Origin of the sequence: Butyrivibrio sp. DSM 10294 (assembly GCF_028539135.1) — a bacterium.
In the GTDB taxonomy this organism is placed as follows: Bacteria; Bacillota; Clostridia; order Lachnospirales; family Lachnospiraceae; genus Butyrivibrio.
In genome coordinates, this window is record NZ_JANSWL010000066.1 from 22,003 (window position 1) to 47,001 (window position 24,999).

Sequence of the window (24,999 nt, forward strand, 5' to 3'; positions counted from 1 at the left end):
TTGTGGGAGGTTATAATGGAGTTTAAGGAGTTTACTGCAAAGAACGTTGATGATGCTATTACCGAAGCCTGTGAGAGCTTCGGAGTACCTAGTGACAGACTTGAGTATGAAGTAGTATCAAATGGTTCCGCAGGATTTTTGGGAATCAATGCCAAGCCGGCAATTATCAAGGCAAGAATTAAGGAAGAAAAGCCTGAAGTTGTTGAAGAAGTAAAGAAGCCTGTTGAGAACAAGCCCGCTAAGGAAAACAAAGCTTCCAAGGAAGTTAAGGAAGTTAAAGAGAACAAGCCTGCAGCTGTTAAGACTGAGGCTAAGAAGGAAGAGAAGAAAGTATCGGATGTTGACGGTGCAAGGCTTGTCGATGCAGCTAATTCCTTCCTTAACGAAGTATTTGGTGCTATGAAGATGGAAGTTAAGATAAGCGCCAAGTACAATGAGAATGACAGAATTCTTGATGTTGAACTGAGCGGTGATGAAATGGGAGTCCTTATCGGTAAGAGAGGACAAACACTGGATTCTCTCCAGTACCTTATCTCACTTGTTGTTAACAGAGATTCTTCAGATTATATTCATGTTAAGGTTGATACCGAGAACTATCGTGAGAGAAGAAAGGCAACTCTTGAGAACCTTGCAAAGAACATTTCCTATAAGGTTAGAAAGTCAAGACAGTCAGTTGCTCTTGAGCCTATGAATCCTTATGAGAGAAGAATTATTCATTCAGCTCTTCAGAACGACAGATACGTTACAACTCATAGTGAGGGAGATGAGCCTTTCCGTAGAGTTGTAGTTACTCTCAAAAAGTAATTAACTATTAAAAAGAACCTGCTTCCTTTAACCCGTTGTCAGAGTGAGCGGGTTCTTTTTTTGTCTATTGTGCTATAGTATTATTAGTGAAAAGTTGACCTTTTTTTGATAATAGATGTGGATAAGTTATGGCTTCTGTTTTGAATAATTTTGGAGATGATACAATTTGTGCTATTGCGACTGCTATGTCTGATGCAGGTATTGGAATAATCAGAGTAAGTGGCAGAGACGCAGTGGAAATATGCAGCAAGATTTTTGTTTCGCCTAAGGGTGAACATAATCTTGCATCTCATGAGCCTAATACTATTAAGTATGGCTTTATTTGTGATGAATCACAGACTGAAGATAAGAGAATTATCGATGAAGTTATGATCTCTTATATGAAGGGGCCTAAGAGTTATACCAGGGAAAATGTTATTGAGATCAATTCCCATGGCGGTATGCTGATCATGAATCAGATTCTTACGTTGCTGATTGATAACGGATGCAGACTTGCTGAGCCCGGTGAGTTTACTAAGAGAGCATTTTTGAATGGACGAATTGATCTGACCAAAGCTGAAGCGATTATGGATATCATTAGTGCTCAGAACAATTTCGCACTTGAGAGTTCAAGACAGCAATTAAAGGGTAGTATTTATAATAAGATCAAAGAGCTTCGTGGAAGAATAATTTATGAGATGGCATTTATAGAATCTGCTCTGGATGATCCGGAGAATTATGATCTTACCGGTTACCCTGAGAAGCTCAAAATCGTTACCGAAGATGTTACAAAAGTTATCAATAAATTGATAACCTCCGCTGATGAGGGTAAGATTAGAAAAGATGGTATTAAAACAGTTATTGTTGGTAAGCCCAATGCGGGCAAATCATCTCTTCTCAATGCACTGACCGGAGATGAGAGAGCAATAGTTACAGATATTGCCGGAACTACAAGAGATATTATTGAAGAGACAGTAAGACTTGGAGACATAGTTCTTCATGTTATAGATACAGCCGGAATCAGAAATACCGATGATATTATTGAGAAGATCGGTGTTGATAAGGCCAAAGAAAAAGTTACAGAAGCAGAACTTGTTCTGTATATTCTTGATTCTACTTCTGAACTTGATGATGAAGACAAAGATATTATTGATCTTTGCAAAGATAAGAAGACAATAGTACTTCTAAATAAAGACGATCTGCAAAATGATATTAAGATAACAGATGATATTGTTCGTATGCATTTTTCAGATGATAAAAATGATAAATTACCTATTATAAGAACTTCAATGCTTAAAGGAAATGGACTCGAAGATTTGAAGAAAGCTGTTTCGGATCTTTTCCTTAACGGTGATATTGCACCGAAGCAGGAATTATATATTACTAATCTTCGTCATAAGGATCTTTTAAAAAAATCCTATGACAGTTTGAAACTTGTTGAGCAAAGTATAGACATTGGTCTTTCGGAAGACTTTTTTACCGTGGACCTTTCAAATGCTTATGCTTATCTTGGTGAAATAATTGGTGAAGAAGTTGGAGATGATCTTGTTGAAGAAATCTTCTCCAAATTCTGTATGGGAAAGTAAGATATTATGACAGAAATACGCGAGAAAATTGATGTAGCCGTAATCGGTGCCGGACATGCCGGCTGTGAAGCAGCTCTTGCCTGTGCAAGACTTGGACTTGAGACTGTGATATTTACAATGAGTGCAGATAATATTGCATTCATGCCCTGCAATCCACATATAGGTGGATCTTCCAAGGGACATCTTGTCAGAGAGATTGATGCTCTTGGTGGAGAGATGGGTAAGAATATTGATAAGACATTTTTGCAGTCCAAGATGCTAAATACTTCTAAGGGACCTGCTGTTCATTCACTCAGATGCCAGGCAGATAAAATGGAATATTCCAAAGCTATGAAAAAAGTTTTGGAGAATCAAAAGAACCTTACGATAAAACAGGCCGAGGTTTCAGAGATTCTTTTTGAAGAAGCTGCAGATGATATTAAGAAGGATGGCTACAAAGAGAAAATTGCAGGTGTAAAGATTTTTTCCGGAATCATCTATGAGGCTAAGGCAGTAATTCTTTGCACAGGAACTTACTTAAAGAGCAGATGTCTTACAGGTGAGGCTATCACTTACAGCGGACCAAATGGTCTTCAGCCTTCTAACCTGTTATCTGAATCACTTATTAAAGCCGGAATTGAACTTAGAAGATTCAAGACAGGAACTCCCGCCAGAATGGATGGCAATTCAATTGACTTCTCTAAGATGTCGGAGCAGTTTGGTGATACTCCGGTTATTCCATTTTCCTTTGATACTGATGTGGAAACTATTCAAAAAGAACAAGTTTCCTGTTGGCTTACTTATACCAATGAGAAGACCCATGAGATCATAAGAGCTAATATCGACAGGTCTCCAATTTATGCCGGAATCATTGAAGGTGTTGGACCAAGATATTGTCCTTCTATTGAAGATAAAGTTGTTAAGTTCCCTGATCATGAGAGACATCAGGTGTTTGTTGAACCTGAGGGAACATTTACAAATGAGATGTACATTGATGGAATGAGTTCTTCACTTCCTGAGGATGTTCAGCTTGCAATGTACAGAACTGTTCCGGGACTTGAGAATTGCAAGATTGTTAAGTCGGCTTATGCAATTGAGTATGATTGCTTATGTCCGGGACAGCTGTCACCTACTCTTGAGATTAAGAATATAAGAGGTCTTTTTTCCGCAGGACAGTTTAACGGAAGTAGCGGATATGAAGAAGCGGCAGCACAGGGGCTTTATGCTGGTATCAATGCTGCAATGCAGATTTTTGGCAAACCTTATCTTGAGATTGATAGATCCGAAGGTTATATCGGAGTACTTGTTGATGACCTGGTTACAAAAGAAAACCTTGAACCTTATCGTATGATGACTTCAAGAGCTGAGTATAGATTATTACTCAGACAGGATAATGCAGACATAAGACTTCGTAAAAAAGGTTATGAAGTAGGTCTCATTGATGAAGAAAGATATAACAAGTTAGTTGATAAGATTAATGCTATAGAAAAAGAAGTAGAACGTTTAAAGAAAGCAACTGTCGGTGCCAATGCACGAATACAGAAATTCATGGAAGAGCATGGTAGTTCGACTCTTAAAACAGCAACTTCTTTGGCTGAACTTATATGCAGACCTGAATTCAATTATTATTCTCTTGCTGAGATTGATAATGATAGAGTAGAGCTTCCTAAGGATGTAATAGAACAGGTTGAGATAACCATAAGATATGAAGGTTATATCCAGAGACAGGAGAGACAGGTTGAGCAGTTCAAGAAACTTGAGAAGAGACTTATACCTGCTGATATTAATTATGATGATGTTTCAAGTCTCAGACTTGAAGCAAGACAGAAGCTTGAAAGATTCAGACCAAAGAATATAGGACAGGCATCAAGAATAGGTGGTGTTAATCCTGCTGATGTATCGGTACTTATTATTTACCTTGATTCAATGAATAGAGGAAACAGTGATGAGAGATAAGTATTCAACAATGATTAAAGATTTTGAGGAGCTGGGACTTAGAATATCTGATAAGCAGCTTGAACAATTCAATACCTATTATGAGATGCTTGTTGACACAAATAAGGTAATGAACCTCACTGCTATAACAGAGTTCGAAGATGTATGTAAGTTACATTTTGTTGATAGTGTTTCAGCCGCCAAGTACTTTGATTTTTCCAAAGAGGAATATTCACTTGTTGATATCGGAACCGGAGCAGGATTTCCGGGTATACCTCTTAAGATAATGTTTCCTAATCTGAAGGTAACATTACTTGACTCTCTTAATAAGAGATTGAACTTCTTGAATGATGTTATTGATAAACTGGATCTTAACAGTGAGGGTTATATACATACCCTTCATGGAAGAGCAGAAGATTTTTCAATGGCAAAGGAAGGTTCACTTAGAGAGACTTTTGATATTGCTGTATCAAGAGCAGTAGCAAATATGGCTACTCTATCAGAGTACTGTTTACCCTATGTTAAAGTTGGCGGTAAGTTCATCGCTTTCAAAAGTGAAAAAGCATCTGAAGAATTACAAAATGCAAAGGGTGCACTCCATTTATTAGGTGGTAAGTTATCTGATTGTCAGGAGTTCATGCTTCCTGATTCTGATATCAGCAGAACAATATGTATAGTGGATAAGATTGAAAAGACTTCCAAAAAATATCCTCGTAAAGCAGGAATTCCTTCGAAACAACCTCTGCAATAGATATTGTGATTATAAATTTTGTATTAACTGAATGTTTCACGTGAAACATTACTATTTAAATTATTTGTTCTACTAAAAATTGTTTCACGTGAAACATTAATACCCAATATATTGTATTAAAACCGTGAAACATTAATATTATCCCGATAATTGTACTAAATATGACTACAATTACAGACCACAATATCTAGAAAAAACAACCTAAAAGTAAAATTTTTGGGCAAAGGTATTTGTATTGTGCTAAAATCAAATTAGTGTTTAAAGAGAGTGGGAGGAGAAATGGGAAGAATCATTGCTATCGCTAATCAAAAAGGTGGAGTCGGTAAGACAACAACCTCAATTAATCTTGCAGCAGCACTTGCTGAGAAAGGAAAAAAGGTCCTTGTTATTGATACCGATCCCCAGGGTAATACCACCAGTGGATTTGGTCTTGATAAAAACGAGCTTGAGAATACCATCTATGAACTAATGATAGGGGAGTGTTCTGTAGATGAAGCTATTCACAAAGATGTAGTGGAAGATCTTAATGGACTTGATATCATTCCTTCAAATGTTAATCTTGCTGCAGTAGAGATAGAACTTATCGACGCAGATCAGAAAGAGTACATTCTTAAAGAAGCAATTGCAGAAGTAAAAGATAATTACGACTTTATCATCATTGATTGTCCGCCGTCACTTAGTATGCTGACAATCAATTCTATGACAACAGCCAGCACAGTACTTGTTCCTATTCAGTGTGAGTATTATGCATTGGAAGGTTTGGGACAGCTTGTACATACTGTTAACCTGGTTAAGGAAAGACTTAATCCTGAACTTGAGATGGAGGGTGTGGTATTCACAATGTTTGATGCCAGAACCAATCTTTCCCTTCAGGTTGTTGAGAATGTAAAAGAGCATATTGAAGAGAATGTATATAAGACAATCATTCCCAGAAATATTCGTCTTGCGGAGGCACCCAGCTACGGACTTCCTATTAATTTATACGAACCCAAGTCCGCAGGTGCAGAAGCATACAGACTTCTTGCTGATGAAGTGATCGCAAGAAAGTTTTGATATTATAAGCCGATGAATGACCAAGGTCATTTAATATAGTTGGAGGAGAACATGGCAGCGAAGAATGCAAAAAGAGGATTGGGAAAAGGAATCGACTCCCTGATCCCCGCTAAGGTAACACCCACTAAGACCAAAGAGGAAAAGGTATCCGATACTCCGGTCGAGGGACAGGTTACTAATGTAAAGATCACAAAGGTTGAACCAAACAGAAATCAGCCAAGAAAAACTTTTGACGAGGATAAGTTATTAGAACTTGCGGATTCAATTAAGCAGTTCGGAATGCTTGAACCCCTCACCGTAGTAGACAGAGGTGATCACTATGAGATCGTCGGCGGTGAGAGAAGATGGAGAGCAGCACAGAAACTTGGACTTAAGGAAGTCCCTGTAATAATCAGAAATCTTACCGAGCAGGAGATCGCTGAGATAGCACTTATCGATAACCTGCAGAGAGAAGATATAAATTCAATTGAAGAAGCATTAGCTTTCAAGAGACTTATCGATGAATTCGGATATACTCAGGAGCATGTTGCTGAGAAGATGTCAAAGAGTAGAGTATATATTACCAACTCTTTGAGACTCCTTAAGCTCTGTGAGAAAGTAAGACAGATGGTAATTGATGAACAGATTACCAGTGGACATGCAAGAGCACTTATTCCTGTAGAGGATCCCGAAGAACAGTTCCAGCTGGCTCAGAAGGTTTTCGATGAGAAACTCAGCGTACGTGAGACAGAGAAGCTGGTTAAGAATCTTGGTAAGACTTCCAAGAAGAAATCCGCCAAGAAGAATGAGAGTCTCGAAGCCGTATATGCCAGTGTTGCAGAGAAGTGCAAACAGGCAATCGGAACCAAGGTTGATATTATCTCCAAGGGTGACGGAGCCGGTAAGATCGAGATAGAATTCTACAGCAATGATGATCTTGAGAAGATTACTGACAGACTTTGCAAAGAATAAATATTGGTTGGGGGAATAATTAATGGAGAGCAGTATTTTTTCGGCAATAGGACTTAGCGGTCTGGATCCGGCAATTCTTTTTATCGTTATGCTGGTTCTTCTGATCGTAGCATTTGTTCTGGTATTTGTTCAGAGCAGCAGACTTAAGAAGCTTGAGAGAAAATACAATAAATTCATGAACGGCAAAGAAGCTGAATCCCTGGAAGATGAAATTATAGGAATCTTCCACAACAACAGAGCTATCAAAGCCGAAAATGACAAAAACAGAAAAGATATCATTGATATTAATAGAAGAATGGTACATACTGTTCAGAAGCTGGGACTTCATAAGTACGACGCTTTTGATCAGACAGGTGGAAAGCTTAGCTATGCTATATGCTTTCTTGATGAGGAGGACAATGGTATCCTCATCAATTCAGTTCACAGTGCTGATGGCATCAACTATTCATATTCCAAGAACATCACCGCAGGAGTTGCGGATGTTGAGCTTACCGGTGAGGAGAAAAAAGCTCTTGAGATTGCTCTTAACAGTGTGAATAGATAAATTAAATTGTATGCAATATAATATTATAAATATTTTTGGAGGAATACAGGAATGATCGACATTAAATTCTTACGTGAGAATCCTGACGTAGTAAGAGAGAACATCAAGAAAAAATTTCAGGATGAGAAGCTTCCGCTTGTTGATGAGGTAATCGCACTTGACGAGCAGAGAAGATCAAATCAGCAGGAGGCAGACCAGATCCGTTCTAACCGCAACAAGATTTCCAAGGAAATCGGAGCACTTATGGCTCAGGGCAAGAAGGAAGAGGCCATGGCTCTCAAGGATGAGGTTGCAAAAGAGGCTGAGAGACTTAATGAGCTGGAGGCTAAGCAGAAGGAGCTGGATGAGGAAGTAACAAACAAGATGATGATCATTCCTCAGATCATAGATGAGTCAGTTCCGATCGGAAAAGATGATTCACAGAATGTGGAGATTGAGAAGTTCGGTGAGCCTGTAGTTCCCGATTTCGAGATTCCTTATCACACAGATATCATGGAGTCCTTCAACGGTATCGACCTTGACGCAGCAAGAAGAGTTGCAGGTAATGGTTTCTATTATCTTATGGGCGACATCGCAAGACTTCACTCAGCAGTTATTTCTTATGCAAGAGATTTCATGATCGACAGAGGCTTCACCTACTGCGTACCTCCTTTCATGATCCACGGCAATGTAGTTGCAGGTGTTATGAGCTTCCCTGAGATGGAGGCAATGATGTACAAGATCGAGGGCGAGGATCTGTACCTTATCGGAACTTCAGAGCACTCAATGATCGGTAAGTTCATTGATCAGATCATTCCTGAGGAAGAGATGCCCAAGGCTCTTACCAGCTACTCACCTTGCTTCAGAAAAGAGAAGGGTGCACATGGTATCGAGGAGAGAGGTGTTTACAGAATCCACCAGTTCGAGAAACAGGAGATGGTTGTTATCTGTAAGCCAGAGGAGTCCAAGGAGTGGTATGACAAGCTCTGGAAGAATACAGTAGATCTCTTCAGATCAATGGATATTCCGGTACGTACCCTTGAGTGCTGCTCAGGAGATCTTGCAGATCTTAAGTGCAAGAGCTGCGACGTAGAAGCTTGGTCACCAAGACAGAAGAAGTACTTCGAGGTTGGTAGCTGCTCTAACCTTGGCGATGCTCAGGCAAGAAGACTTAAGATCAGAATCAAAGGTAAGGACGGCAACTACCTTGCCCACACACTTAACAACACAGTTGTTGCTCCTCCGAGAATGCTCATCGCCTTCCTTGAGAACAATCTCCAGGCAGACGGCAGCGTAAGAATCCCTGAGGTTCTTCGTCCTTACATGGGTGGCAAGGAAGTTCTTGTTCCCACCAAATAATTTTTTAGCAAAATAGGTATTAGAAAAGAGGTGTAATCCATTTGCATAAGTTCCTGCGTGCTGTGGGTTTTTCCCAGATCAAAGACAGAAAAGAATTAATAAAACTGATAACCGCATCCATTCAGAATGCTGAGAAAAGATCCTACATAACCACCGGGGACAATGTTATGCTGGCGGAGTTTGCCAAGGATTACGCGGATCGTATAGGTGTGGCTGTCTGCGGCGAGTTCGACGATGAGGACAAATTCATTTACGAATACTATTATCCTTATCTTATTCCCACCGGTGTCAGCACCGAGGAGGATATAAATGTTGAGCGCCACGCAGCCCAGTATTCCTATGCGGGCGTGGTGAACGAGCCCAGGATTGGTGTAACTCTTATCTACTACCTTCAGAATATGGTTCCTTATGTGAAGCTTGAGAACGAGAACAAATTCCCAATCAAGGGAACGAGTCTTAGTCTCTCATCCCTGTCAATCAAGGGACAGATACTGATGCCCATAGCCAAGACCGATGAGGAGAAGGCTGTGGCCAGGAAAAAGAGTAATTACAGAAATAATCTTATTAACAATGCAAGACGGGGTGATGAGACAGCAATCGAATCACTGACTCTTGATGATATGGACCTCTACACATCTATCTCCAAGAAGATAAGGAGACAGGATGTGTACAGCCTTGTGGATACATACTTTATGCCTTACGGCGTTGAGTGCGATCAATATTCGGTTCTCGGCGAGATCACCGAATGCACCGTGGTTACCAATTATGTTACCAAGGAAAAAGTTCACATCATGCGTATCAACTGCAATGACCTTGAGTTCGACGTATGCATTAATGAAGTCGACCTTCTGGGTGAGCCTGCAGTTGGCAGAAGATTCAAAGGAAATATATGGATGCAGGGTGTCATCAATTTTGATGATACTATTAAATAATTAAACGAAAGGAGATTATTAGAATGTCAACACCACACAACAGTGCAGAAAAAGGTGATATTGCTAAGACCGTCCTTATGCCGGGTGATCCGCTCCGTGCGAAATTTATTGCAGAGAACTTCCTCACAGACATCAAGTGCTTTAACGAAGTAAGAGGAATGCTTGGCTTTACAGGAAAATATGAGGGAAAAGAAGTGTCTGTAATGGGACACGGAATGGGAATTCCCTCAATCGGAATTTATACTTATGAGCTTTACAATTTCTATGATGTTGATAACATCATCAGAGTAGGCAGCGCAGGAGGACTTCAGGACAAGGTTAATGTAATGGATATTATCTTTGCCCAGGGTGCTCACACAGATTCCAACTATGGATTCCAGTTTGGACTTCCCGGAACTTTTGCTCCTACAGCAAGCTTTGATATCCTTGAGAAGGCTGTGGCCATTGCCAAGGAAAAGGGCGTAAGATACCATGTTGGAGACGTTCTTTCTTCAGATGCTTTCTATAAGAAGTGCAATGAGAGCGAGCTGTACAGAAACTTTGGTGCGCTTGCGGTTGAGATGGAGACACCGGCGCTGTATATGAATGCGGCGGAGGCAGGGAAGAAGGCGTTGACGATACTTACATGCTCAGACCATCTGTTTAAGAATGAAGAACTTTCCGCAGAGGAACGCCAGACCTCCTTCACAGATATGATGGAGATCGCACTTAAGACCGCAATCCAGCTGTGATGCCGGGTGGCGGACAGTGTAATAAAGTACAAGGTCACGAAAATCGACAAGGAAGTAAGTAAATTGTAATGGCTCCCTTAAGGGGACGCCCAATAAAAAGGAGTACGAAAATTCATCTCACGGTCCTAAACGTTTCAATGAGCCCTGAACATAAATAGTCGTGCATAAGGCACTCCTATTTATAGGTCTCATCTCCACAGGCCCGAAATCGATGAAGCTTTGTACTCCATTTTTATTGGGCGTCTTCTGTTAGTAAGTCTTTGAAATTACTTCCTTGTACGATTTCCGTAATCATGTACTTTATTACAACTGTCCGCCTGCGCGGTGAATTCACAGCAGGTAGTATTGCGATTCAAATAAGTGCGATTCTCTTTTGAGGCTACTTTTGACTAATCACCCCACTTCTATCCGAAATTGAAGTGGGGTGTTTTGGGCCATGCGGCCTTTGAAGGAGGAGGATTTTTGAGGAGATTGTTGGAGTGAGATTGGGAGAAGGAGGTTTTGGGAAGAGGAGGGGGAGTAGTGGTTGCAGGGAGACAGGATAATCGAGGAGGAGGAGGGGGAGTAGTGGTTGCAGGGAGACAGGATAATCGAGGGAAGAGGAGGGGGAGTGTGCAGGAAAGGAGGACGAAAAATCATCGATTTCGGGCCTACGGAGATGAGACCTAAAAAAGGAGTGCCTTATGCACGACTTTTTTGCTCAGGGCTCAGCGGAGTGTTCAGGGCCGTGAGATGAATTTTCGTCCTCCTTTTCTGTACATGCCCATGAATCCCCCTCGATTATCCGTCCGGGAAACCAATACCCTACCGCCGTCAAAACCTTTTGTTGACTAATGGAGCGTATTTGTTTAGTATAGTGGGGAAGTGATTGAAAGTGGGGTAAATATGGGTAATTTATCGATAATTCTGCTCTCCGTAGCAGTCTTTATGGCAATGGTCCTTTATCTTACGATAAATCAGGACAATCGTGAGAAGTGGGTCGGCATTGCTTTTTCTATTGCTTCCCTGGGTGGCCTTTTGGTCTACGGCTACGCGTATTCCAAAAGCCCGGACATGGGCGCAGTCGAAGTTCTCCGCACAGTAATTGATACGGGCCGTATGTTTGCCGGCATGAATAACGTTGCGGTGTTCACCGAAGCGGTTGGTGAAGGTTCGCCGTGGCATATCATGTTCTGGGGAGCGCACTTTTTGGCATATTATTCTATGGCCAGCGTTTTTATCCTGGTTCTTGGTAAGAGTGCCATCAAGAAGTTCAGATCCTGGCTCCTTAGGATCAACGATGTTGAACTCATCTACGGAATCAACGAAAGCTCGCTGGAATACGGCAGAACAGTATCCGAGGGCAAAAGAGTATCAGTTGTGTTTGTTGATACCGACGCCATGAAGTGGGAAGCTGACGTAAGACAGATCGGAGGCCTTATCTACACGGATCCTTCCGCCTTAAATCCTGACATACATCTCATTAAGAGGCTGGGAATTAAGAAGGGAAAGAGCAAGCTCCATCTGACAGCGCTGTCCGACAACGCAGATCAGAACTTTGATTATGCCAAGAAGCTCCTTCGCAGCCTTGAAAAAGGCAATATTAATCCGGAGCAGACAGGTATAACTATCATAGGAAGAGAAGAGCTGGAAGGAATGAGGCTTTTAGCCGGTCCGGGCAAATACGGCTACGGACAGGTTAAGGTCTTTGACAAGACAGAGCTCATCGCAAGACTTTTGATGCAGAAGTTCCCCCTGTGTGATGTGGTGGAATTTGATGAACAGGGTAATGCCAGAAACGGCGTTGAGATCCTTCTTGTGGGATTTGGAAGGCTCGGACAGGAAGTTCTGAAAAAGCTGGTTGCCAACGGACAGTTTGAAGGCAGCTCTTTTAAAGTAAGAGTATATGATCCTAAATTCGAGAAGATAGACGGATATTTCAGATACAGATACAATGCTATGCTTGAGAACTACGACATCAAGTTCTTTGCAGAGGATGGAAGAAGCAGACACCTTACGAATTACGTCTTAGACAATGCAAAGACCATTAACTACGTGATAACCGCAGTGGGGGATGATGAGCTCGGAAGAGAGATCGCGACGGATATTCTTGATCTTTTCCATGAGAAAAAGAGGGTGGTTCCTGTATATCAGTGCACATCCGACAGCGTATGGCAGTACAGATACGGCGAGGAGAGAAAGATCTGGAGTCTTAATGATGCCAATATTCTCTACGGCGGCAAGATGGATGACCGCGCCAAGGAGATCAACCACTTCTATCACGGCGAGGAGGGAGACCTTGAGAGACAGTGGGCAGAATGTGACTACTTCAGCCGCATGAGCTGCAGAGCCAGCGCAGATTTCCTTACGGCTCTGTTCAAGAGACTTAGGATTACCGGAGATGACAAGATTTCAGAGGAGTTTCTTGAGAATCTGGCAAGGACCGAGCATCATCGCTGGAACGCTTTCCATTTTTCCATGGGATTTGCAACGATGGATGAAGAAACTTTGAAGAAGAGAGCAGAGCTGTTCAAGACAGATACGTCTCTTAGAATATCCAAGGATCTGTCGGCTAGACGCCATGCATGCCTGATTCCATGGGATGACCTGGATGCTTTGTCCGAATACGAGAACAAGGTCACAGGCAAAAACATTGATTATAAGCAGATGGATAGAGATAACATTACTGTTATGCTGAAGCTTCTTGCAAATACATAAGAGGAGAATGAATTAAGTTATGATCAACAACAGTATTATCAAAAGGAAGTTTACAATCAGATTAGTGATTCTGATCATCGGAATTATCTGCGCAGCACTTGTAGTTCCGGTTCAGAAGAAGGTCGACAGTATTAACAAAGCCGGTAAAGATGCAGCAATTTCTTTTGCCGAGGCATATGCAAGCGACATGGTAAGCCCCGAGTACAACAAGGATAATTCCTATGTTGCCTATGTGGATATACAGAACAAGCCCGCTGCATTTGCATATTATGATGACTCAGAGCAGTTTGCTTATGTGTATGATGACAACGGAATGTATATCATCAAAGCTTCCAAGAGTAAGCTTGACTCTCTTAGCAGTGAGGTGGCAAGTAATGGAACAGCAAGAGTTCTGGGTGCGGTAAAAGAGCTGGATGAAGAAGTCATGGATATGGCCTTCGAGACCTACTCTGAGTTTGATATTGAAGATCCTATGAACAGAGAAGAGTTTGATGATTATTTCAAGGGCGCTGCTATCTACGAGGGCTACAATTCAAATGCATCCTCTAATTATGTTTTGCTTGAATTTCTGATTGTTGTTGTGGGAATTCTTTGCCTGCTCGGTGGAATTCCAAGTGTTTTTAGCTATGTTGTTAACAGCAAAAAGCTCACAGACAGCGATAAAGAGATGCTTGCAGCAGAGCTTGAGGATCCAAGAACTGTTTTTATGAAGAAATGCGGTGTATTCTTTACACCCAGACACCTCGTATATGCGGACAACCGCTTAGAGGTTCTTCCTTATGAAGAGATTATCTGGTGCTACAAGTACACCTTCAGATATTGCTTCATTCCTGTATTTAACTGCGTCAACGTGCACACAAGTAAGAAAAAGAAGAAGAGAATCGCATTCATGTCACTCTTTGCTTCTTACCCTGACACGATTGTTAAGGAGCTGTTCACTCAGATTAATTATCACAATCCTTCAACTATATTCGGATATACCAAGGAAGCACAGACCTATTACCACTGTGATTATTGGAAAAATACACAGCAGAGCGCTTGATAATTTTAATATTCAAAAAAGAAGCTCCGACTTTTCCCTTATGGGAAGGGCCGGAGCTAATTATTTGCCAAAAAATAAGTGAAGAAATTTTAGATTGAATCCTTAGCATTCTCCATAGCAGCAATGACTTTATCACAGAACTCATCAAATTCAGGGTCTTCCTGATATCTGTCAGGATGAGACTGTATATACTCAAGTGATAAGCGAACACCTTCATGGAAGGGAACGTTGGTGGTCATCTGAGGAACAAGGCGTTTGAGCTTGCTGTTGTCAAAGAGGACGGATACAGATTTATCTCCGATAAGGCTACCGCGGAAGTCATAGCCGTATTTTGTCCCCACATCTGCAAGAAATTCAGAGGAGACATAATAGGGTTTAAGTTCAACTCCGAGTGCATCAGCGATTGTCTGATAGATCTGATTCCAGGACAGAGCTTCGTCGCCTGTTATCTGAAAAGCTTCGCCGATGGCATGTCTGTTGCCCATAAGTCCTGTGAAGCCGATGGCGAAGTCGCTGTTGAAGGTAAGGTGCCACAGTGAGGTGCCATCGCCCTGAATTATTACGGGCTTACCCTGCTGCATACGTTTAATTACCTGATAAAAACCCTTGTTACCATGTACTCCGAGAGGAATTGTTCTCTCATCATAGGTGTGGCTGGGACGAACGATAGTCACTGGGAATCCGTTCTCGCGGTATTTCTTAAGAAGGAATTCCTCGCAGGCGATCTTGTTTCTTGAGTATTCCCAGTACGGATTGGCAAGGGTTGTGCCCTCGGTGATCACGTGATGAGCAGCGGGCTTGTTATAGGCAGAAGCGGAACTGATGAAGATGTACTGCTTAGTCTTATCCTTAAAAAGTCTGTAGTCTCTTTCAACTGCTGAGACATCGAAGGCAATAAACTCGCTGACAACATCAAAGGTCATGCCCTCCAGCTTATTGGCCACAGCTGCTTCATCGTATATGTCAGCTGTTATAAGATTAACTCCTTCCGGAATGTCATCCTTGCGGTTTCCTCTGTTCAGGAGGTAGACCTCCCAGAGCGGGTCCGAGGCAAGAAGCCTTACGATTCCCATGGAGATTGTTCCTGTGCCGCCGATAAATAGTGCCTTCATGTGTGTCTCCTCCTTTTTTCTGTAAAAAACAGTTGGCTATTGATCAATTGTTCCCGAAGTACTTAAAGCAGAGCATCGTTATGTCATCGAACTGGGGGGCATCACTAACAAATCCATCGATATCCTTTTTGACCGCCTCGATAAGTGTCTGAGAATCTGCGTCCGGGTTTTTGTTAAGAGCAGCGAGAAGTCTGTCGGTTCCATATAGTGTATTGTCTTTGTCGGTGGCTTCCGGTACGCCGTCAGTGTAGACGAACAGCGTATCTCCGGGCTGCAGCGTAACTTCGTGTTGCTCAAATTTTATACCGGGCATGGCGGCAACTGCAAGAGAATGTTTGTAGATTCTAAGGTCAAAAGAGCCATTGGAGCTTCTTATGACGGGATGCTCGTGACCGGCGTTGGAGATAATTGCTTTTCCTGTGGATATCTCCAGGATGCAGAGCCAGACGGTTGCGAACATTTCGGCGTCGTTACCCTCACAGAGCTGGTTGTTGACATCCCTAAGTATCTCTGAGGTGGAAAGAGAGCCGCCCATCAGAGTTCTGTTTTTGATAAGTGTTTTGGTGATCACCATGAAAAGAGCTGCGGGTACGCCTTTGCCGGAAACATCAGCCATAACCATGGCCATGTGATCGTCATCAATAAGGAAGAAATCGTAGAAGTCGCCGCCAACTTCCTTGGCGGGATTCATAGTAGCGTAGATCTCAAACTCTTTCCTGTCGGGGAAAGGAGGGAAGATACGGGGGAGCATGTCTGCCTGAATTTGGGTAGCTACGTTAAGCTCTGCGCCGATTCTCTCTTTTTCCGCTGTTACGGTCCTTAGATTGTCGATGTAGGTGACGATGTCTTTTTCCATATTGTGGATGGAGAGGGCGAGATCTTCAATCTCATCTCCGGTCTTGATAGTGGTAAGAGCATCATCAACCTGTGCGCCGTTACTGGTGAAATTACCGGCGCTGGTACGGATCTGCATTACCGGATCGATGAAGTTCTTTCTCATCACTTTCCAGTTCATAACGCAGAAGATTGTAAGAAGAATCAGGGAGATGAGTATCATATTAAAGATGAACTTGTATAGGATCAGTCGAATCTCATTCATATAGGTATCAACGAAGAGAAGTGCCACAACTGTACCGGCGCTGTCCTTGACAGGAAGGCAGCTGGAGGTGAGAAATCCATATTTTTTGGAGTGTCTCACAAGATAGCTTGTGGGCCGCTGGCCGGTGGTAAAGGCATTCCAGATCTCATCAAAGGAAGCAGCGATAGGATCAGTGTCTCCAATAAATGTGTCGGAATCATAGACATAGCGCATGGTCTTATCTTCATAGGGAACTGCGATATAGATGAAGGCGGCGCCTGAGTAATCCTCTACTCTGTGAAGATAGGCATCCATCTCCTCATAGTAATCATCAGCTTCCCAGGTGCGCGTATATTCTGCGATTTTGTCGTGATCGAGGGTATCAAGAAGAATGCTGGCTACAACATAGCCTCTGTCGTTATAGATTTTTTCAACGGATCTGTCAAAGATAAGTGAACCTGCGACGCAGATCAGAATGCTGAAAAACAGCGTAAATACGATGATTCCAAGTAATGCCTTTTTGGTAACTCCCCATTTTCTCTTCATAATTTATACCTTCTACAGATAATGTTTTACCTTTATATCATAACATATTTTTGTTGGGGAAAAGAGTGAGAAATAGGTATTTACTGCCCTTAAGAACAATGATAAGATGGTTGATGCCGACGGTGGGGGAACGCAGGTTATAAGGAAAGAGTAAGGAGAAGGTTACAAATGAAAAGAAAAAAGGTTGTTAAGGGGATTCGTATCGCATTAGGAGTAATCGCTGCGCTGGTAGTAGTACTTGGCTTAGTGGCTACAGGAGTGCTCGGTAGTATGGTATCTAAGGGAGTTCTGTATCAGAACGATGGAAAGGACACCCATGACAACAGTGTGAAGCAGCTCGAGACTTGGGAATATGACCTGGAAGGGTTCCTCGCAGCACATGAAGGTAAGGATGTCACTGCAGAGGCAGAGGATGGAAACCGGGTGCCCGGCACATATTTCGGAGAAGGAAATGAGACCTGCGTCGTTCTTGTACACGGAGCAGGCGGAGACAGATATGTAATGTATCCTCTTGCGGAGCAGTATCTCGAGAGAGGCTATGATGTTATCTCAATTGACCAGAGAGGAAGCGGAGTTAACCCTGATCCCAAGGTAACTTTCGGAATTCATGAATCCCTCGATGTTAAGGCAATGGTGGAATTAGCAAGAACAGAGTTGTCATATGAGACGGTTTTTGTTCACGGTCAGTCCATGGGAGGACAGACAGTTGCTCTGTATGCTTCTAATGTAACACCCGGCGAAACAGGCGCAGCAGACGCAGTTGTTCTTGACAGCCCCGTTCCCGGAATGGAGCTGATGCTTCTTGAGATGTTCGGCGATGGAAACACCAAGGATCCTTTTGCCAGATATCTGGCAGCTTCAGGCAAGATCTACATGAAGCTGGTTGACCACATCGATTATGATGACGCTGATACAATCGAGATTGTTAAAAAGGATCAGATTCCTACAATGCTCATCGTTTCAGATAGAGATGAGGTATGCTTACCTGATCAGGAAGAAGCACTTTATGCAAATATTGGATCCGAGAATAAGACAATCATGCACGTTGACAGTGTTCATATCGAGGGCGTTATTGTTGATCCCGAAGGCTATATGAAGGGTACAATGGAGTTTCTTGGATCAATTAAATGATAATTATCGGATTAAGAAATAGTTGAAAAGAAGGCAGGTGCTATGTTGCACCTGCCTTAAGTTTTAGTCATCGCTGTAGTTTTTAAGTGCGTTGGTCATCTCGTTTGCCTCGCCCTTGGAGAGAGCGTAGGAGATAAGGGCTGTGATAATGTAAACTCCTGCAACGCTGAGGGCTACACCACGGACACCGTTTACAGTTAAGCCGAACCAGTTAAAGAGAACTCCCAGGGTCATGATAATAATGCATAGTATAAGGTAGTGCGCGCAGCTAAGCAGGATTCTGATGGGAACTGAGATTGGCTTTTTGGGGTTATAGGAAAAATAGCAGGTGGTCACCAGTGCAGTCACAAAGCTTGCTGCCAGTATCTGGGGAATGATCATAGTTGTGATGGAATCATAGCGAATAATATTGAGTCCCGCAACAATCATAATTCCTGTATTTATAATCAAAAACCATTTAATAAGATCATGAATAAAATCTTTCATAGTCTGAATCGTCCTTTCGTATTACTTTCCAATACCAAGTTTTTTCTTAAGTTCAGGAACATAGCCCCTGGAAATAATGATGTCTTCACCGTTTTTGAGGCTGGCTATAAATCTGCCGTTAAACTCGGGACTTAAGTGATCGATGGACTTAATGTTTACGATGGCATTTTTGGATATCCGAAGAAATGATGAATTGGCAAGGCGCTCCTCAATCTCAAAGAGCTTTTTCCTGGTATCAAAGCAGTCATTTCTGGTATAAGCAAAAACGTGATTGTCCGTTGCATCGAAGTACAGGATCTCCTTGGTGGGCACCATGCGGATACTCTCATCTGCGTAGAGAGCCATGGTATCAGTGCCTGCGCCATCCTTAAGACGACGAATGGTCCTAAGAACCTCGTCGTCCAGCTCCGCCATCTTTATTATGATTTCATCTTCTTCACCGGGTAAGGGTGTCTCAATTGTAATCTTCATTATCTGTCTTTCTTTTTGCTGATTGATAAATACATGGTTGAAAGGGCGATAAATGTAAGCCCCACAAGAACTAGTATACCTACTTTTCCATACTGGGACAATTGGCTGTTTCCAAGAAAAAGATCCATTCCCATAGCCTTGTCAACTTCCTGCCTGATGATCTTAGGAGTTCCGGAAAACAGGGTGGTCTCAAGGGGTGCAAGCATTATTTTTCTAAAAAGAGAAGTGCCGTAAATAAAAGGAAAACACTTAACAACAAACTGCATGGTGGAACTCATGGAGCCCATGGGGAAATAGATTCCTCCAAAGAATCCGGCCAGTGTACCGAGGATAATGCCGATGCCGCTCCAGGCGCTCTGGCTCTTGATGATGGTAGCAAGAAGGAACATGATGGCAGAATAAACGAAGTTGTTCAGCATGATAAGAAGCATGAGCTTAACATGGACATCAAAAGGAAGTACCGCCATACCCTTGCAAACACCGATAACTTCTGTAACTGCGAAGGTTATGATGCTCATAAGAACGCCTGCAAGCCATGCGCCCGATACATAACCAAGGACGAAAACAGGTTTTTTAACAGGCATTGTGAGCAGAGAATTCAGGCGGTTGCCGGTTCTGTCTTTTATCATGTTGGAGTAAAAAGCATGAGTTACAGTGGATGCATTTATAGTAAGGATTCCGGCGCAGACCCAGAGGAAGCTCATTTGCTCGATAAGCACAGCGTCACTGTCACCGCCTCTTCCGGGAACCATCTTAATGGCATCAAGAATGCTACTGTTGTTCATATCACCCAGGAAAAACACCATCAGCATTATTATGATGAGCATTGATAAGAGTGAAAAAAACACTGCTGAATAATCTCTGAAATACAAACCTAAATTTCTTTTATTTATTGCAAGAAAACTTCTCATTACACTGCCCTCCCAAGACCATTTGTCACATTCAAAAATACGTCATCCATTTTGCCCTGAATAATCTCAAAGCCTTCCACGATTCCCCTAAGCGCCCTTGCGGTTTCAGCTGCTGCAAAGGGATTGTCTGATTCAACGCAGCCGCCGTAGGATGTGGCGATCAGGTTGTCTTTTCCAACTACTTCAAGAACCCTGTTCCTTGAGCTTTCGTCAAAGTAGAGCTTGAGACTGTCTTTTGCAAAACGCTCTTTTAATTCAAAGGGGGTTCCCTCAGCCAGCTTTTTGCCCTGGTTGATAATGATTATCTTGTCAGCGGACTGGGCTTCCTCCATGTAGTGGGTGGTGAGGAACACGGTCATATCTGTGTTGGACCTTAGCTGTTCAACAGCCTCCCACACATCAACTCTTGTTGCAGGATCAAGGCCTGTGGTGGGCTCGTCCAGGAATAGGATCTTTGGTGAATGCATCAGCGCAAAGGCTATCTCGCAGCGTCTTTTCTGGCCTCCCGACAATACTCTGTAGCGCTTGTTCATTATGTCCTGGAGCTTCAGGATGTCGGATAGATCGGAGAGTCTTGCTTTTATGGTTCTGTCGTCAAGCCCCAGCATCCTGGACCTTGTGACGATGTTCTCTTTTACTGTAAAAAGATCGTCCAGCACATTTGACTGGTATACAACGCCGATGCTCTTCCTTATCTCCATGTCCTCTTTGCCAAGTCTGTAGCCGCAAAGATAAGCTTCGCCTTCATCCGGAGTAAGGATAGTGGACATCATGTTCACCGTGGTGGACTTGCCGGCGCCGTTGACTCCGAGGAATCCAACGAAATCGCCCTGCTTTATCTCAAAACTGAGGTTGTCTACTGCACGGAATGAACCGTATCTTTTGGTTATGTTTTTAAGTTCAATGGAATTCATAATCTTTTTCGCCTCCCGTATTTGTCTCTCGGTTTCTTTATAATCGGATAATAAGGCAAGGCGGCAAAAGGCGAAACAGATTATGAAATAAGTTGTAATTTTGGAGGGGTAAGTTGCATTTTGATGTGTTTTACATCTCTTCGGGGCATTCCATTCCAAGGAGTGCGGTGGCATCTTTGATGATTTGCGAAGCAACATTCACCAGTTGAAGGCGAGCTATTTTGATGCTTTCATTTTCTTCCTTTAAGATCGGGCACTCCTGATAGAACTTGTTAAAGTCAGTGCAGAGACTTATCAGGTAACGAGCAACAACGGAGGGCTCGTAGCTTTCTGCTGCGGTGGTCACAGCTTTTTCGGATTTTTCTAAATTCATCCTTAGCTGTATCGATTTCTGAGGAATATCGGAATGCATTTAGAGATCAAACAGGCTCATCTGTGTATACTTATCCGGAAGATCACTCATATATCGGAAACATTCATCAGGGGTTGAGAGAATTCCATTTTTCTTACAGATATCCTGAAAGAGTGCCCTAAGTTCCCTGGAATTAGGGCTTGGAAGCTCGTATGCATTTCCGTATTGTCTGATGTATCTTTCTTTCATACCGGGAAAATGCTTATCAAGTGCATCGTAGTAGTATTCGCGATCGCCTTCACGAAGGGTAAGCCCCATACCGAAATCTATGATGCCCTTGACGCCGGTTCTTACACATTCATTCAAGATAGAGATAATGTTTTCTTTTGTATCATTGATAAAAGGCAGGATAGGAGTCAGCCAGACCACTGTTGGAATGCCTCTTTCCTGCATTATCTCAAGGACTTCAATTCTACGTTTTGTATTACAAACATTAGGTTCAAGAATACTGCACAGTTCGTCATCGTAGGTGGTAAGGGTGATCTGCACTACGCATTTAGCACTTTTGTTTATTTTTGAGAGAAGGTCGATATCACGAAGAATCAGATCGGACTTTGTCTGAAGCGCTGCACCAAAGCCGTACTGTAAGATAATCTCCAGGCATTTTCTGGTCAACTGCAGATCCTTTTCGCAGTGCATGTAAGGGTCTGACATAGCTCCGGTTCCGATCATGCACTTTTTCCTCTTGGACTTCAGGGCCTTTTCCAGAAGCTCCGGTGCGTTCTGTTTTACCTCAATGTCTTCAAAGGGATGAGTGAACTGATAGCACTTGCTTCTGCTGTCACAATATATGCAGCCGTGGGTGCAGCCACGGTATATGTTCATTCCCTGTAAGCCGTTTTTTCCTGTAAGAATTCCCTTTGCGTCAACAAAATGCATCTTTTCACCTTCCCATCTTGATAAATCAATTTTACCATACTATGTATAAATCCAATGGTCTGTTATAATTACGGGGAAAATAACGGAAAATTAGCATAGGTATTGGAACGAAGAGCATGAATTATTTATATTGTCCCGCAGGGAACTATGAGGATTTCGCCAGTGGAAGAGTGATACATGGCGCCAAAGGAATCCCGAATTTCCCTGTCAGATTAATTGCAGAAATATTTGGTCGGGCAATGGCGGCTTCACCTAAGAAAGACCATCTGGTGGTTTATGATCCCTGCTGCGGAGGCGCATATTCCCTGGCAATCATTGGCTTTTTTTACGGAAGCAGTATTGAAAAAATATATGGAAGTGATATTTCCGAAGATATGATCGAATGTGCCCGGAAGAACCTTGAACTTCTTACTTATGAAGGGCTGGACAGAAGGCGCAGTGAGCTTCAAAAGCTATATGAGGAATTCGGAAAAGACTCGCACCGTGATGCAATAGGGAGCGTAGAGACATTAAGACGAAGGCTTGGTAAAGAGATCGCGTCAGAGGTTTTTGTTGCTGATTGTACCAAGGCGCTTCCTGACATAAAGCCGGATATAATCATAACGGATATTCCCTATGGGAACCTCGTGTACTGGGGCGGCGAGGGCGAGATAAATGCCATGATGGAAAGCCTGTACAATATAGCAGGCGATGGTACCATTCTGGCTGTATGTATGGATAAGAGCCAGAAGATCACCAGCGATAAGTGGCAGCGCACTGCCAAACAGAATATAGGAAAAAGGCGATTTGAGATTTTGTGCAAAAAACAGCTATAACCGATTGCGATATATAATTCAGCGGGAGGCGACGGTATGATATCTCTTGTCGGGAGGTTGGAGTAATGAAATACAAAAATGCAAAAGATATCTTTCCGGAGAAACTCCTTAAGCAGATTCAGAAATATGTATCAGGAGAAACCATATACATTCCGGCCGGAACAGAGAAAAAGGATTGGGGAGAGACTTCGGGGTATCAGCAGTTTATCCGTGAAAGGAATGCTGCGATCAGGGAAGCTTTTCAAAACGGAAAAACTATTGAAGCATTGATGAATGATTACTCTCTTTCTTACGACTCTATCAAGAAAATTGTTTACAGTAAGAAGGAGGTTACTATGCTTAAATACAGTGCAACAGTTGAGTCAGCAATTGACTATGGCAAACAGGACAAAATGGATGCCTGGGTGCATCTTTACCTTAATTCGGAGGGAAAGAACATCCCTTTTTCAGATGGACTTAAGCTTTGCGACCGGTATTTTTTCAGCCCGGCAAAGTTCCCAATAAGCTTCTTTGAGAGATGCTCGGGACCTGAAGAGGACATGAAATACCGCGTAGATAAAGGCTGGTGGGAATACAAAATGTCCGAGTTAAAAAAGGCAATTCAGGCGGGAGCTAATATGCCCCCCATCATTGTTAATTACGTAGACGGTAAATTTGAATTAAATGATGGAAACCACAGATTGCAGGCGTATCGCGATCTTGGAACCAAGGAAGCCTGGGCTATTGTCTGGATCACTGAAGAACAGGAATTAAAAGATTTTACCTGCAAATACGGAGAGTATGTAAAAGATTGCACGGTTATCAGAAGATAAGTTGGAGGGAACTTAAATGAAACTATATATTATCACCGGATGCTGCGGCTCCGGAAAATCCACTATGAAGGATGCTTTGGCAACACTTCTTGATAAGGATAAGTACAGCTGTATAGACAGCGATGAAGTTGGCCTTAACTGGTGGGACTATAAAGGAACCGAGAGAGAATCCAAATATAAGGATGATACTATGGCCAAGGCGGTAGAAATGGCAGGTGGAAAAGACCTTATCTTTGTCTCCTGCATCAATCCTCAGGACTACATAGCAAGCCAGGAAATCCCTGAGTGTGTCGAGTCAACAGATTTTATTGTTCTTTGCCCTGCTGATGAGGAGATTGTTAAAAGGCTTAAGGCAAGACCTGAGGAGAGAGGTTTTACTTCCGATGAAGTGATCGAGCCTCATGTTGGTTTTAACAGGTGGTTCAGGAAGAACAGAGGAAAGTTTTCGATGTTCATCGACAACACGGATAAGAGTGTCGATGAGACAGCGAAGATGATAGAGGGATTTATTGTCAGGGGATGAATATGATTTGAAGTTATTTGCTCTAACCCTTATTACCGCTCGGAAGCAGTTATCATCAGTTCAATCAATACTGCGAACTGTTTCAGCCACGGAAAAACAATCTCAGTGTTTACTTTATACGGTAGTTTCGATAAAACGCTTTCACTTTGAGCTTCCTTTGTCACGCAGATGAGAAAGGAAGCATCATCAATAAGAGTCTCATCACACCATGGCATTTCATCCAATTTGAAACCTGCTGTCCCGGGAGCGATATCATTGATGTCTTTTTGATCCTTCAGAAAAGATATCAATTTCTCCTGATGGTTGGTTTTTTCAAGATCGTTTGCCGCCATTATCAGAAGTTCCAGAAAACAGTCCGTTCCCTGATTGGACATGTCAATCCATTCACTCGTTGGTGATGATTTGCTTAGCTGTATTATGTTGCCCATGGTACCTCCATAAACTCTAATTGAACAAAATCGCTGCGCGATGGCCTGCCTAGGCTGTGTGCAGTGATTTTCTTTTTATCAAAAAGGCAGTAGAAAGTAAGTCCTAATAGTAGTATTGTTGTAGTCGCGAAACTTAACAATCAAACAGGATCATTACTA

Annotated in this window: 25 protein-coding genes; 16 read left to right on the plus strand and 9 right to left on the minus strand. The window is 42.5% G+C overall.

All coding sequences use genetic code 11. From position 1 onward, the window contains the following. Window positions 1–15 precede the first annotated feature (15 nt). The 12 genes from jag (at window position 16) to NXH67_RS06665 (ending at window position 14,322) form a co-directional block, all read left to right on the plus strand. Window positions 16–804 (plus strand): RNA-binding cell elongation regulator Jag/EloR, encoded by a 789-nt coding sequence (gene jag, locus NXH67_RS06610; RefSeq protein WP_272796827.1) that lies wholly within the window; start codon window positions 16–18, stop codon window positions 802–804. Window positions 805–932: 128 nt separating this feature from the next. Beyond that, complete coding sequence (gene mnmE / locus NXH67_RS06615) at window positions 933–2,369, plus strand: tRNA uridine-5-carboxymethylaminomethyl(34) synthesis GTPase MnmE (RefSeq protein ID WP_272796828.1); 1,437 nt, start codon at window positions 933–935, stop codon at window positions 2,367–2,369. Window positions 2,370–2,375: 6 nt separating this feature from the next. Next, a complete protein-coding gene (gene mnmG, locus NXH67_RS06620; RefSeq protein ID WP_272796829.1) occupies window positions 2,376–4,304 on the plus strand; it encodes a tRNA uridine-5-carboxymethylaminomethyl(34) synthesis enzyme MnmG in 1,929 nt (642 codons plus the stop codon). Next, window positions 4,294–5,034: a 16S rRNA (guanine(527)-N(7))-methyltransferase RsmG gene (rsmG, locus tag NXH67_RS06625; RefSeq protein WP_272796830.1), complete on the plus strand. Its 741-nt coding sequence runs from the start codon at window positions 4,294–4,296 to the stop codon at window positions 5,032–5,034. Before mnmG ends, rsmG begins: the two co-directional genes overlap by 11 nt. 279 nt (window positions 5,035–5,313) lie before the next feature. Then, window positions 5,314–6,087 carry a ParA family protein gene (locus NXH67_RS06630; RefSeq protein WP_022777395.1) on the plus strand — a complete coding sequence of 258 codons (774 nt, stop codon included), beginning with the start codon at window positions 5,314–5,316 and terminating at the stop codon, window positions 6,085–6,087. Between the two features lie 51 nt (window positions 6,088–6,138). Further along, window positions 6,139–7,038 carry a ParB/RepB/Spo0J family partition protein gene (locus NXH67_RS06635; RefSeq protein ID WP_022777396.1) on the plus strand — a complete coding sequence of 300 codons (900 nt, stop codon included), beginning with the start codon at window positions 6,139–6,141 and terminating at the stop codon, window positions 7,036–7,038. Between the two features lie 22 nt (window positions 7,039–7,060). Further along, window positions 7,061–7,582 carry a DUF4446 family protein gene (locus NXH67_RS06640; protein ID WP_022777397.1) on the plus strand — a complete coding sequence of 174 codons (522 nt, stop codon included), beginning with the start codon at window positions 7,061–7,063 and terminating at the stop codon, window positions 7,580–7,582. Window positions 7,583–7,633: 51 nt separating this feature from the next. After that, complete coding sequence (gene serS / locus NXH67_RS06645) at window positions 7,634–8,920, plus strand: serine--tRNA ligase (RefSeq protein ID WP_022777398.1); 1,287 nt, start codon at window positions 7,634–7,636, stop codon at window positions 8,918–8,920. A gap of 41 nt (window positions 8,921–8,961) precedes the next feature. Further along, window positions 8,962–9,852, plus strand: coding sequence for a DUF3881 family protein (locus NXH67_RS06650; protein WP_272796831.1), 891 nt, complete (start codon window positions 8,962–8,964; stop codon window positions 9,850–9,852). Window positions 9,853–9,875: 23 nt separating this feature from the next. Then, the gene (gene deoD / locus NXH67_RS06655) at window positions 9,876–10,583 is read left to right on the plus strand and encodes a purine-nucleoside phosphorylase (protein WP_272796832.1); all 708 of its coding nucleotides are present in this window, start codon (window positions 9,876–9,878) and stop codon (window positions 10,581–10,583) included. Window positions 10,584–11,468: 885 nt separating this feature from the next. Then, the gene (locus tag NXH67_RS06660) at window positions 11,469–13,280 is read left to right on the plus strand and encodes a hypothetical protein (RefSeq protein ID WP_272796833.1); all 1,812 of its coding nucleotides are present in this window, start codon (window positions 11,469–11,471) and stop codon (window positions 13,278–13,280) included. A 19-nt stretch (window positions 13,281–13,299) separates the two neighbouring features. After that, window positions 13,300–14,322, plus strand: a complete 1,023-nt coding sequence (locus NXH67_RS06665; protein WP_272796834.1) for a DUF6709 family protein — start codon at window positions 13,300–13,302, stop codon at window positions 14,320–14,322. 89 nt (window positions 14,323–14,411) lie between these two features. On the opposite strand, the gene NXH67_RS06670 is transcribed toward NXH67_RS06665, so the two are convergent. Beyond that, window positions 14,412–15,434 (minus strand): NAD-dependent epimerase/dehydratase family protein, encoded by a 1,023-nt coding sequence (locus NXH67_RS06670; RefSeq protein ID WP_022777404.1) that lies wholly within the window; start codon window positions 15,432–15,434, stop codon window positions 14,412–14,414. A gap of 43 nt (window positions 15,435–15,477) precedes the next feature. After that, window positions 15,478–17,058, minus strand: coding sequence for a PP2C family protein-serine/threonine phosphatase (locus NXH67_RS06675; RefSeq protein WP_272796835.1), 1,581 nt, complete (start codon window positions 17,056–17,058; stop codon window positions 15,478–15,480). Window positions 17,059–17,226: 168 nt separating this feature from the next. Here NXH67_RS06675 and NXH67_RS06680 point away from each other — a divergent pair, with 168 nt between their 5' ends. Next, window positions 17,227–18,189, plus strand: a complete 963-nt coding sequence (locus tag NXH67_RS06680; protein ID WP_272796836.1) for an alpha/beta hydrolase — start codon at window positions 17,227–17,229, stop codon at window positions 18,187–18,189. 63 nt (window positions 18,190–18,252) lie between these two features. Here the strand turns inward: NXH67_RS06680 and NXH67_RS06685 are convergent, their stop codons facing one another. From NXH67_RS06685 to NXH67_RS06710, 6 genes are all read right to left on the minus strand, one after another. Then, window positions 18,253–18,675, minus strand: a complete 423-nt coding sequence (locus NXH67_RS06685) for a DUF3021 family protein (RefSeq protein WP_272796837.1) — start codon at window positions 18,673–18,675, stop codon at window positions 18,253–18,255. Window positions 18,676–18,696: 21 nt separating this feature from the next. Continuing rightward, window positions 18,697–19,146: a LytTR family DNA-binding domain-containing protein gene (locus NXH67_RS06690; RefSeq protein WP_022777408.1), complete on the minus strand. Its 450-nt coding sequence runs from the start codon at window positions 19,144–19,146 to the stop codon at window positions 18,697–18,699. Beyond that, window positions 19,146–20,057 carry an ABC transporter permease gene (locus NXH67_RS06695; RefSeq protein WP_272796838.1) on the minus strand — a complete coding sequence of 304 codons (912 nt, stop codon included), beginning with the start codon at window positions 20,055–20,057 and terminating at the stop codon, window positions 19,146–19,148. Before NXH67_RS06695 ends, NXH67_RS06690 begins: the two co-directional genes overlap by 1 nt. Next, window positions 20,057–20,971: an ABC transporter ATP-binding protein gene (locus NXH67_RS06700; protein ID WP_272796839.1), complete on the minus strand. Its 915-nt coding sequence runs from the start codon at window positions 20,969–20,971 to the stop codon at window positions 20,057–20,059. The genes NXH67_RS06695 and NXH67_RS06700 overlap by 1 nt, the downstream gene beginning before the upstream one ends. Window positions 20,972–21,101: 130 nt before the next feature. Continuing rightward, window positions 21,102–21,383 carry a DALR anticodon-binding domain-containing protein gene (locus NXH67_RS06705; RefSeq protein WP_272796840.1) on the minus strand — a complete coding sequence of 94 codons (282 nt, stop codon included), beginning with the start codon at window positions 21,381–21,383 and terminating at the stop codon, window positions 21,102–21,104. After that, the gene (locus NXH67_RS06710; RefSeq protein ID WP_272796841.1) at window positions 21,384–22,262 is read right to left on the minus strand and encodes an SPL family radical SAM protein; all 879 of its coding nucleotides are present in this window, start codon (window positions 22,260–22,262) and stop codon (window positions 21,384–21,386) included. A gap of 116 nt (window positions 22,263–22,378) precedes the next feature. On the opposite strand from NXH67_RS06710, the gene NXH67_RS06715 reads away from it, so the two are divergent. The 3 genes from NXH67_RS06715 (at window position 22,379) to NXH67_RS06725 (ending at window position 24,412) form a co-directional block, all read left to right on the plus strand. Then, the gene (locus NXH67_RS06715) at window positions 22,379–23,077 is read left to right on the plus strand and encodes a hypothetical protein (RefSeq protein WP_272796842.1); all 699 of its coding nucleotides are present in this window, start codon (window positions 22,379–22,381) and stop codon (window positions 23,075–23,077) included. Between the two features lie 65 nt (window positions 23,078–23,142). Further along, window positions 23,143–23,889, plus strand: coding sequence for a ParB/RepB/Spo0J family partition protein (locus NXH67_RS06720; RefSeq protein WP_272796843.1), 747 nt, complete (start codon window positions 23,143–23,145; stop codon window positions 23,887–23,889). Between the two features lie 16 nt (window positions 23,890–23,905). After that, entirely contained in the window at window positions 23,906–24,412 is a 507-nt protein-coding gene (locus NXH67_RS06725) for an AAA family ATPase (protein WP_272796844.1), read from the plus strand. A gap of 32 nt (window positions 24,413–24,444) precedes the next feature. Here the strand turns inward: NXH67_RS06725 and NXH67_RS06730 are convergent, their stop codons facing one another. Continuing rightward, complete coding sequence (locus NXH67_RS06730) at window positions 24,445–24,840, minus strand: hypothetical protein (RefSeq protein WP_272796845.1); 396 nt, start codon at window positions 24,838–24,840, stop codon at window positions 24,445–24,447. Window positions 24,841–24,999: the final 159 nt, after the last annotated feature.

What these genes read in the sequence shown, in the direction of transcription:
- jag (WP_272796827.1), top strand. Translation starts at nt 16, where the DNA reads ATGGAGTTTAAGGAGTTTACTGCAAAGAACGTTGATGATGCTATTACC.
- mnmE (WP_272796828.1), top strand. Translation starts at nt 933, where the DNA reads ATGGCTTCTGTTTTGAATAATTTTGGAGATGATACAATTTGTGCTATT.
- mnmG (WP_272796829.1), top strand. Translation starts at nt 2,376, where the DNA reads ATGACAGAAATACGCGAGAAAATTGATGTAGCCGTAATCGGTGCCGGA.
- rsmG (WP_272796830.1), top strand. Translation starts at nt 4,294, where the DNA reads ATGAGAGATAAGTATTCAACAATGATTAAAGATTTTGAGGAGCTGGGA.
- NXH67_RS06630 (WP_022777395.1), top strand. Translation starts at nt 5,314, where the DNA reads ATGGGAAGAATCATTGCTATCGCTAATCAAAAAGGTGGAGTCGGTAAG.
- NXH67_RS06635 (WP_022777396.1), top strand. Translation starts at nt 6,139, where the DNA reads ATGGCAGCGAAGAATGCAAAAAGAGGATTGGGAAAAGGAATCGACTCC.
- NXH67_RS06640 (WP_022777397.1), top strand. Translation starts at nt 7,061, where the DNA reads ATGGAGAGCAGTATTTTTTCGGCAATAGGACTTAGCGGTCTGGATCCG.
- serS (WP_022777398.1), top strand. Translation starts at nt 7,634, where the DNA reads ATGATCGACATTAAATTCTTACGTGAGAATCCTGACGTAGTAAGAGAG.
- deoD (WP_272796832.1), top strand. Translation starts at nt 9,876, where the DNA reads ATGTCAACACCACACAACAGTGCAGAAAAAGGTGATATTGCTAAGACC.
- NXH67_RS06660 (WP_272796833.1), top strand. Translation starts at nt 11,469, where the DNA reads ATGGGTAATTTATCGATAATTCTGCTCTCCGTAGCAGTCTTTATGGCA.
- NXH67_RS06665 (WP_272796834.1), top strand. Translation starts at nt 13,300, where the DNA reads ATGATCAACAACAGTATTATCAAAAGGAAGTTTACAATCAGATTAGTG.
- NXH67_RS06670 (WP_022777404.1), bottom strand. Translation starts at nt 15,434, where the DNA reads ATGAAGGCACTATTTATCGGCGGCACAGGAACAATCTCCATGGGAATC.
- NXH67_RS06675 (WP_272796835.1), bottom strand. Translation starts at nt 17,058, where the DNA reads ATGAAGAGAAAATGGGGAGTTACCAAAAAGGCATTACTTGGAATCATC.
- NXH67_RS06680 (WP_272796836.1), top strand. Translation starts at nt 17,227, where the DNA reads ATGAAAAGAAAAAAGGTTGTTAAGGGGATTCGTATCGCATTAGGAGTA.
- NXH67_RS06685 (WP_272796837.1), bottom strand. Translation starts at nt 18,675, where the DNA reads ATGAAAGATTTTATTCATGATCTTATTAAATGGTTTTTGATTATAAAT.
- NXH67_RS06690 (WP_022777408.1), bottom strand. Translation starts at nt 19,146, where the DNA reads ATGAAGATTACAATTGAGACACCCTTACCCGGTGAAGAAGATGAAATC.
- NXH67_RS06695 (WP_272796838.1), bottom strand. Translation starts at nt 20,057, where the DNA reads ATGAGAAGTTTTCTTGCAATAAATAAAAGAAATTTAGGTTTGTATTTC.
- NXH67_RS06700 (WP_272796839.1), bottom strand. Translation starts at nt 20,971, where the DNA reads ATGAATTCCATTGAACTTAAAAACATAACCAAAAGATACGGTTCATTC.
- NXH67_RS06705 (WP_272796840.1), bottom strand. Translation starts at nt 21,383, where the DNA reads ATGCATTCCGATATTCCTCAGAAATCGATACAGCTAAGGATGAATTTA.
- NXH67_RS06710 (WP_272796841.1), bottom strand. Translation starts at nt 22,262, where the DNA reads ATGCATTTTGTTGACGCAAAGGGAATTCTTACAGGAAAAAACGGCTTA.
- NXH67_RS06715 (WP_272796842.1), top strand. Translation starts at nt 22,379, where the DNA reads ATGAATTATTTATATTGTCCCGCAGGGAACTATGAGGATTTCGCCAGT.
- NXH67_RS06720 (WP_272796843.1), top strand. Translation starts at nt 23,143, where the DNA reads ATGAAATACAAAAATGCAAAAGATATCTTTCCGGAGAAACTCCTTAAG.
- NXH67_RS06725 (WP_272796844.1), top strand. Translation starts at nt 23,906, where the DNA reads ATGAAACTATATATTATCACCGGATGCTGCGGCTCCGGAAAATCCACT.
- NXH67_RS06730 (WP_272796845.1), bottom strand. Translation starts at nt 24,840, where the DNA reads ATGGGCAACATAATACAGCTAAGCAAATCATCACCAACGAGTGAATGG.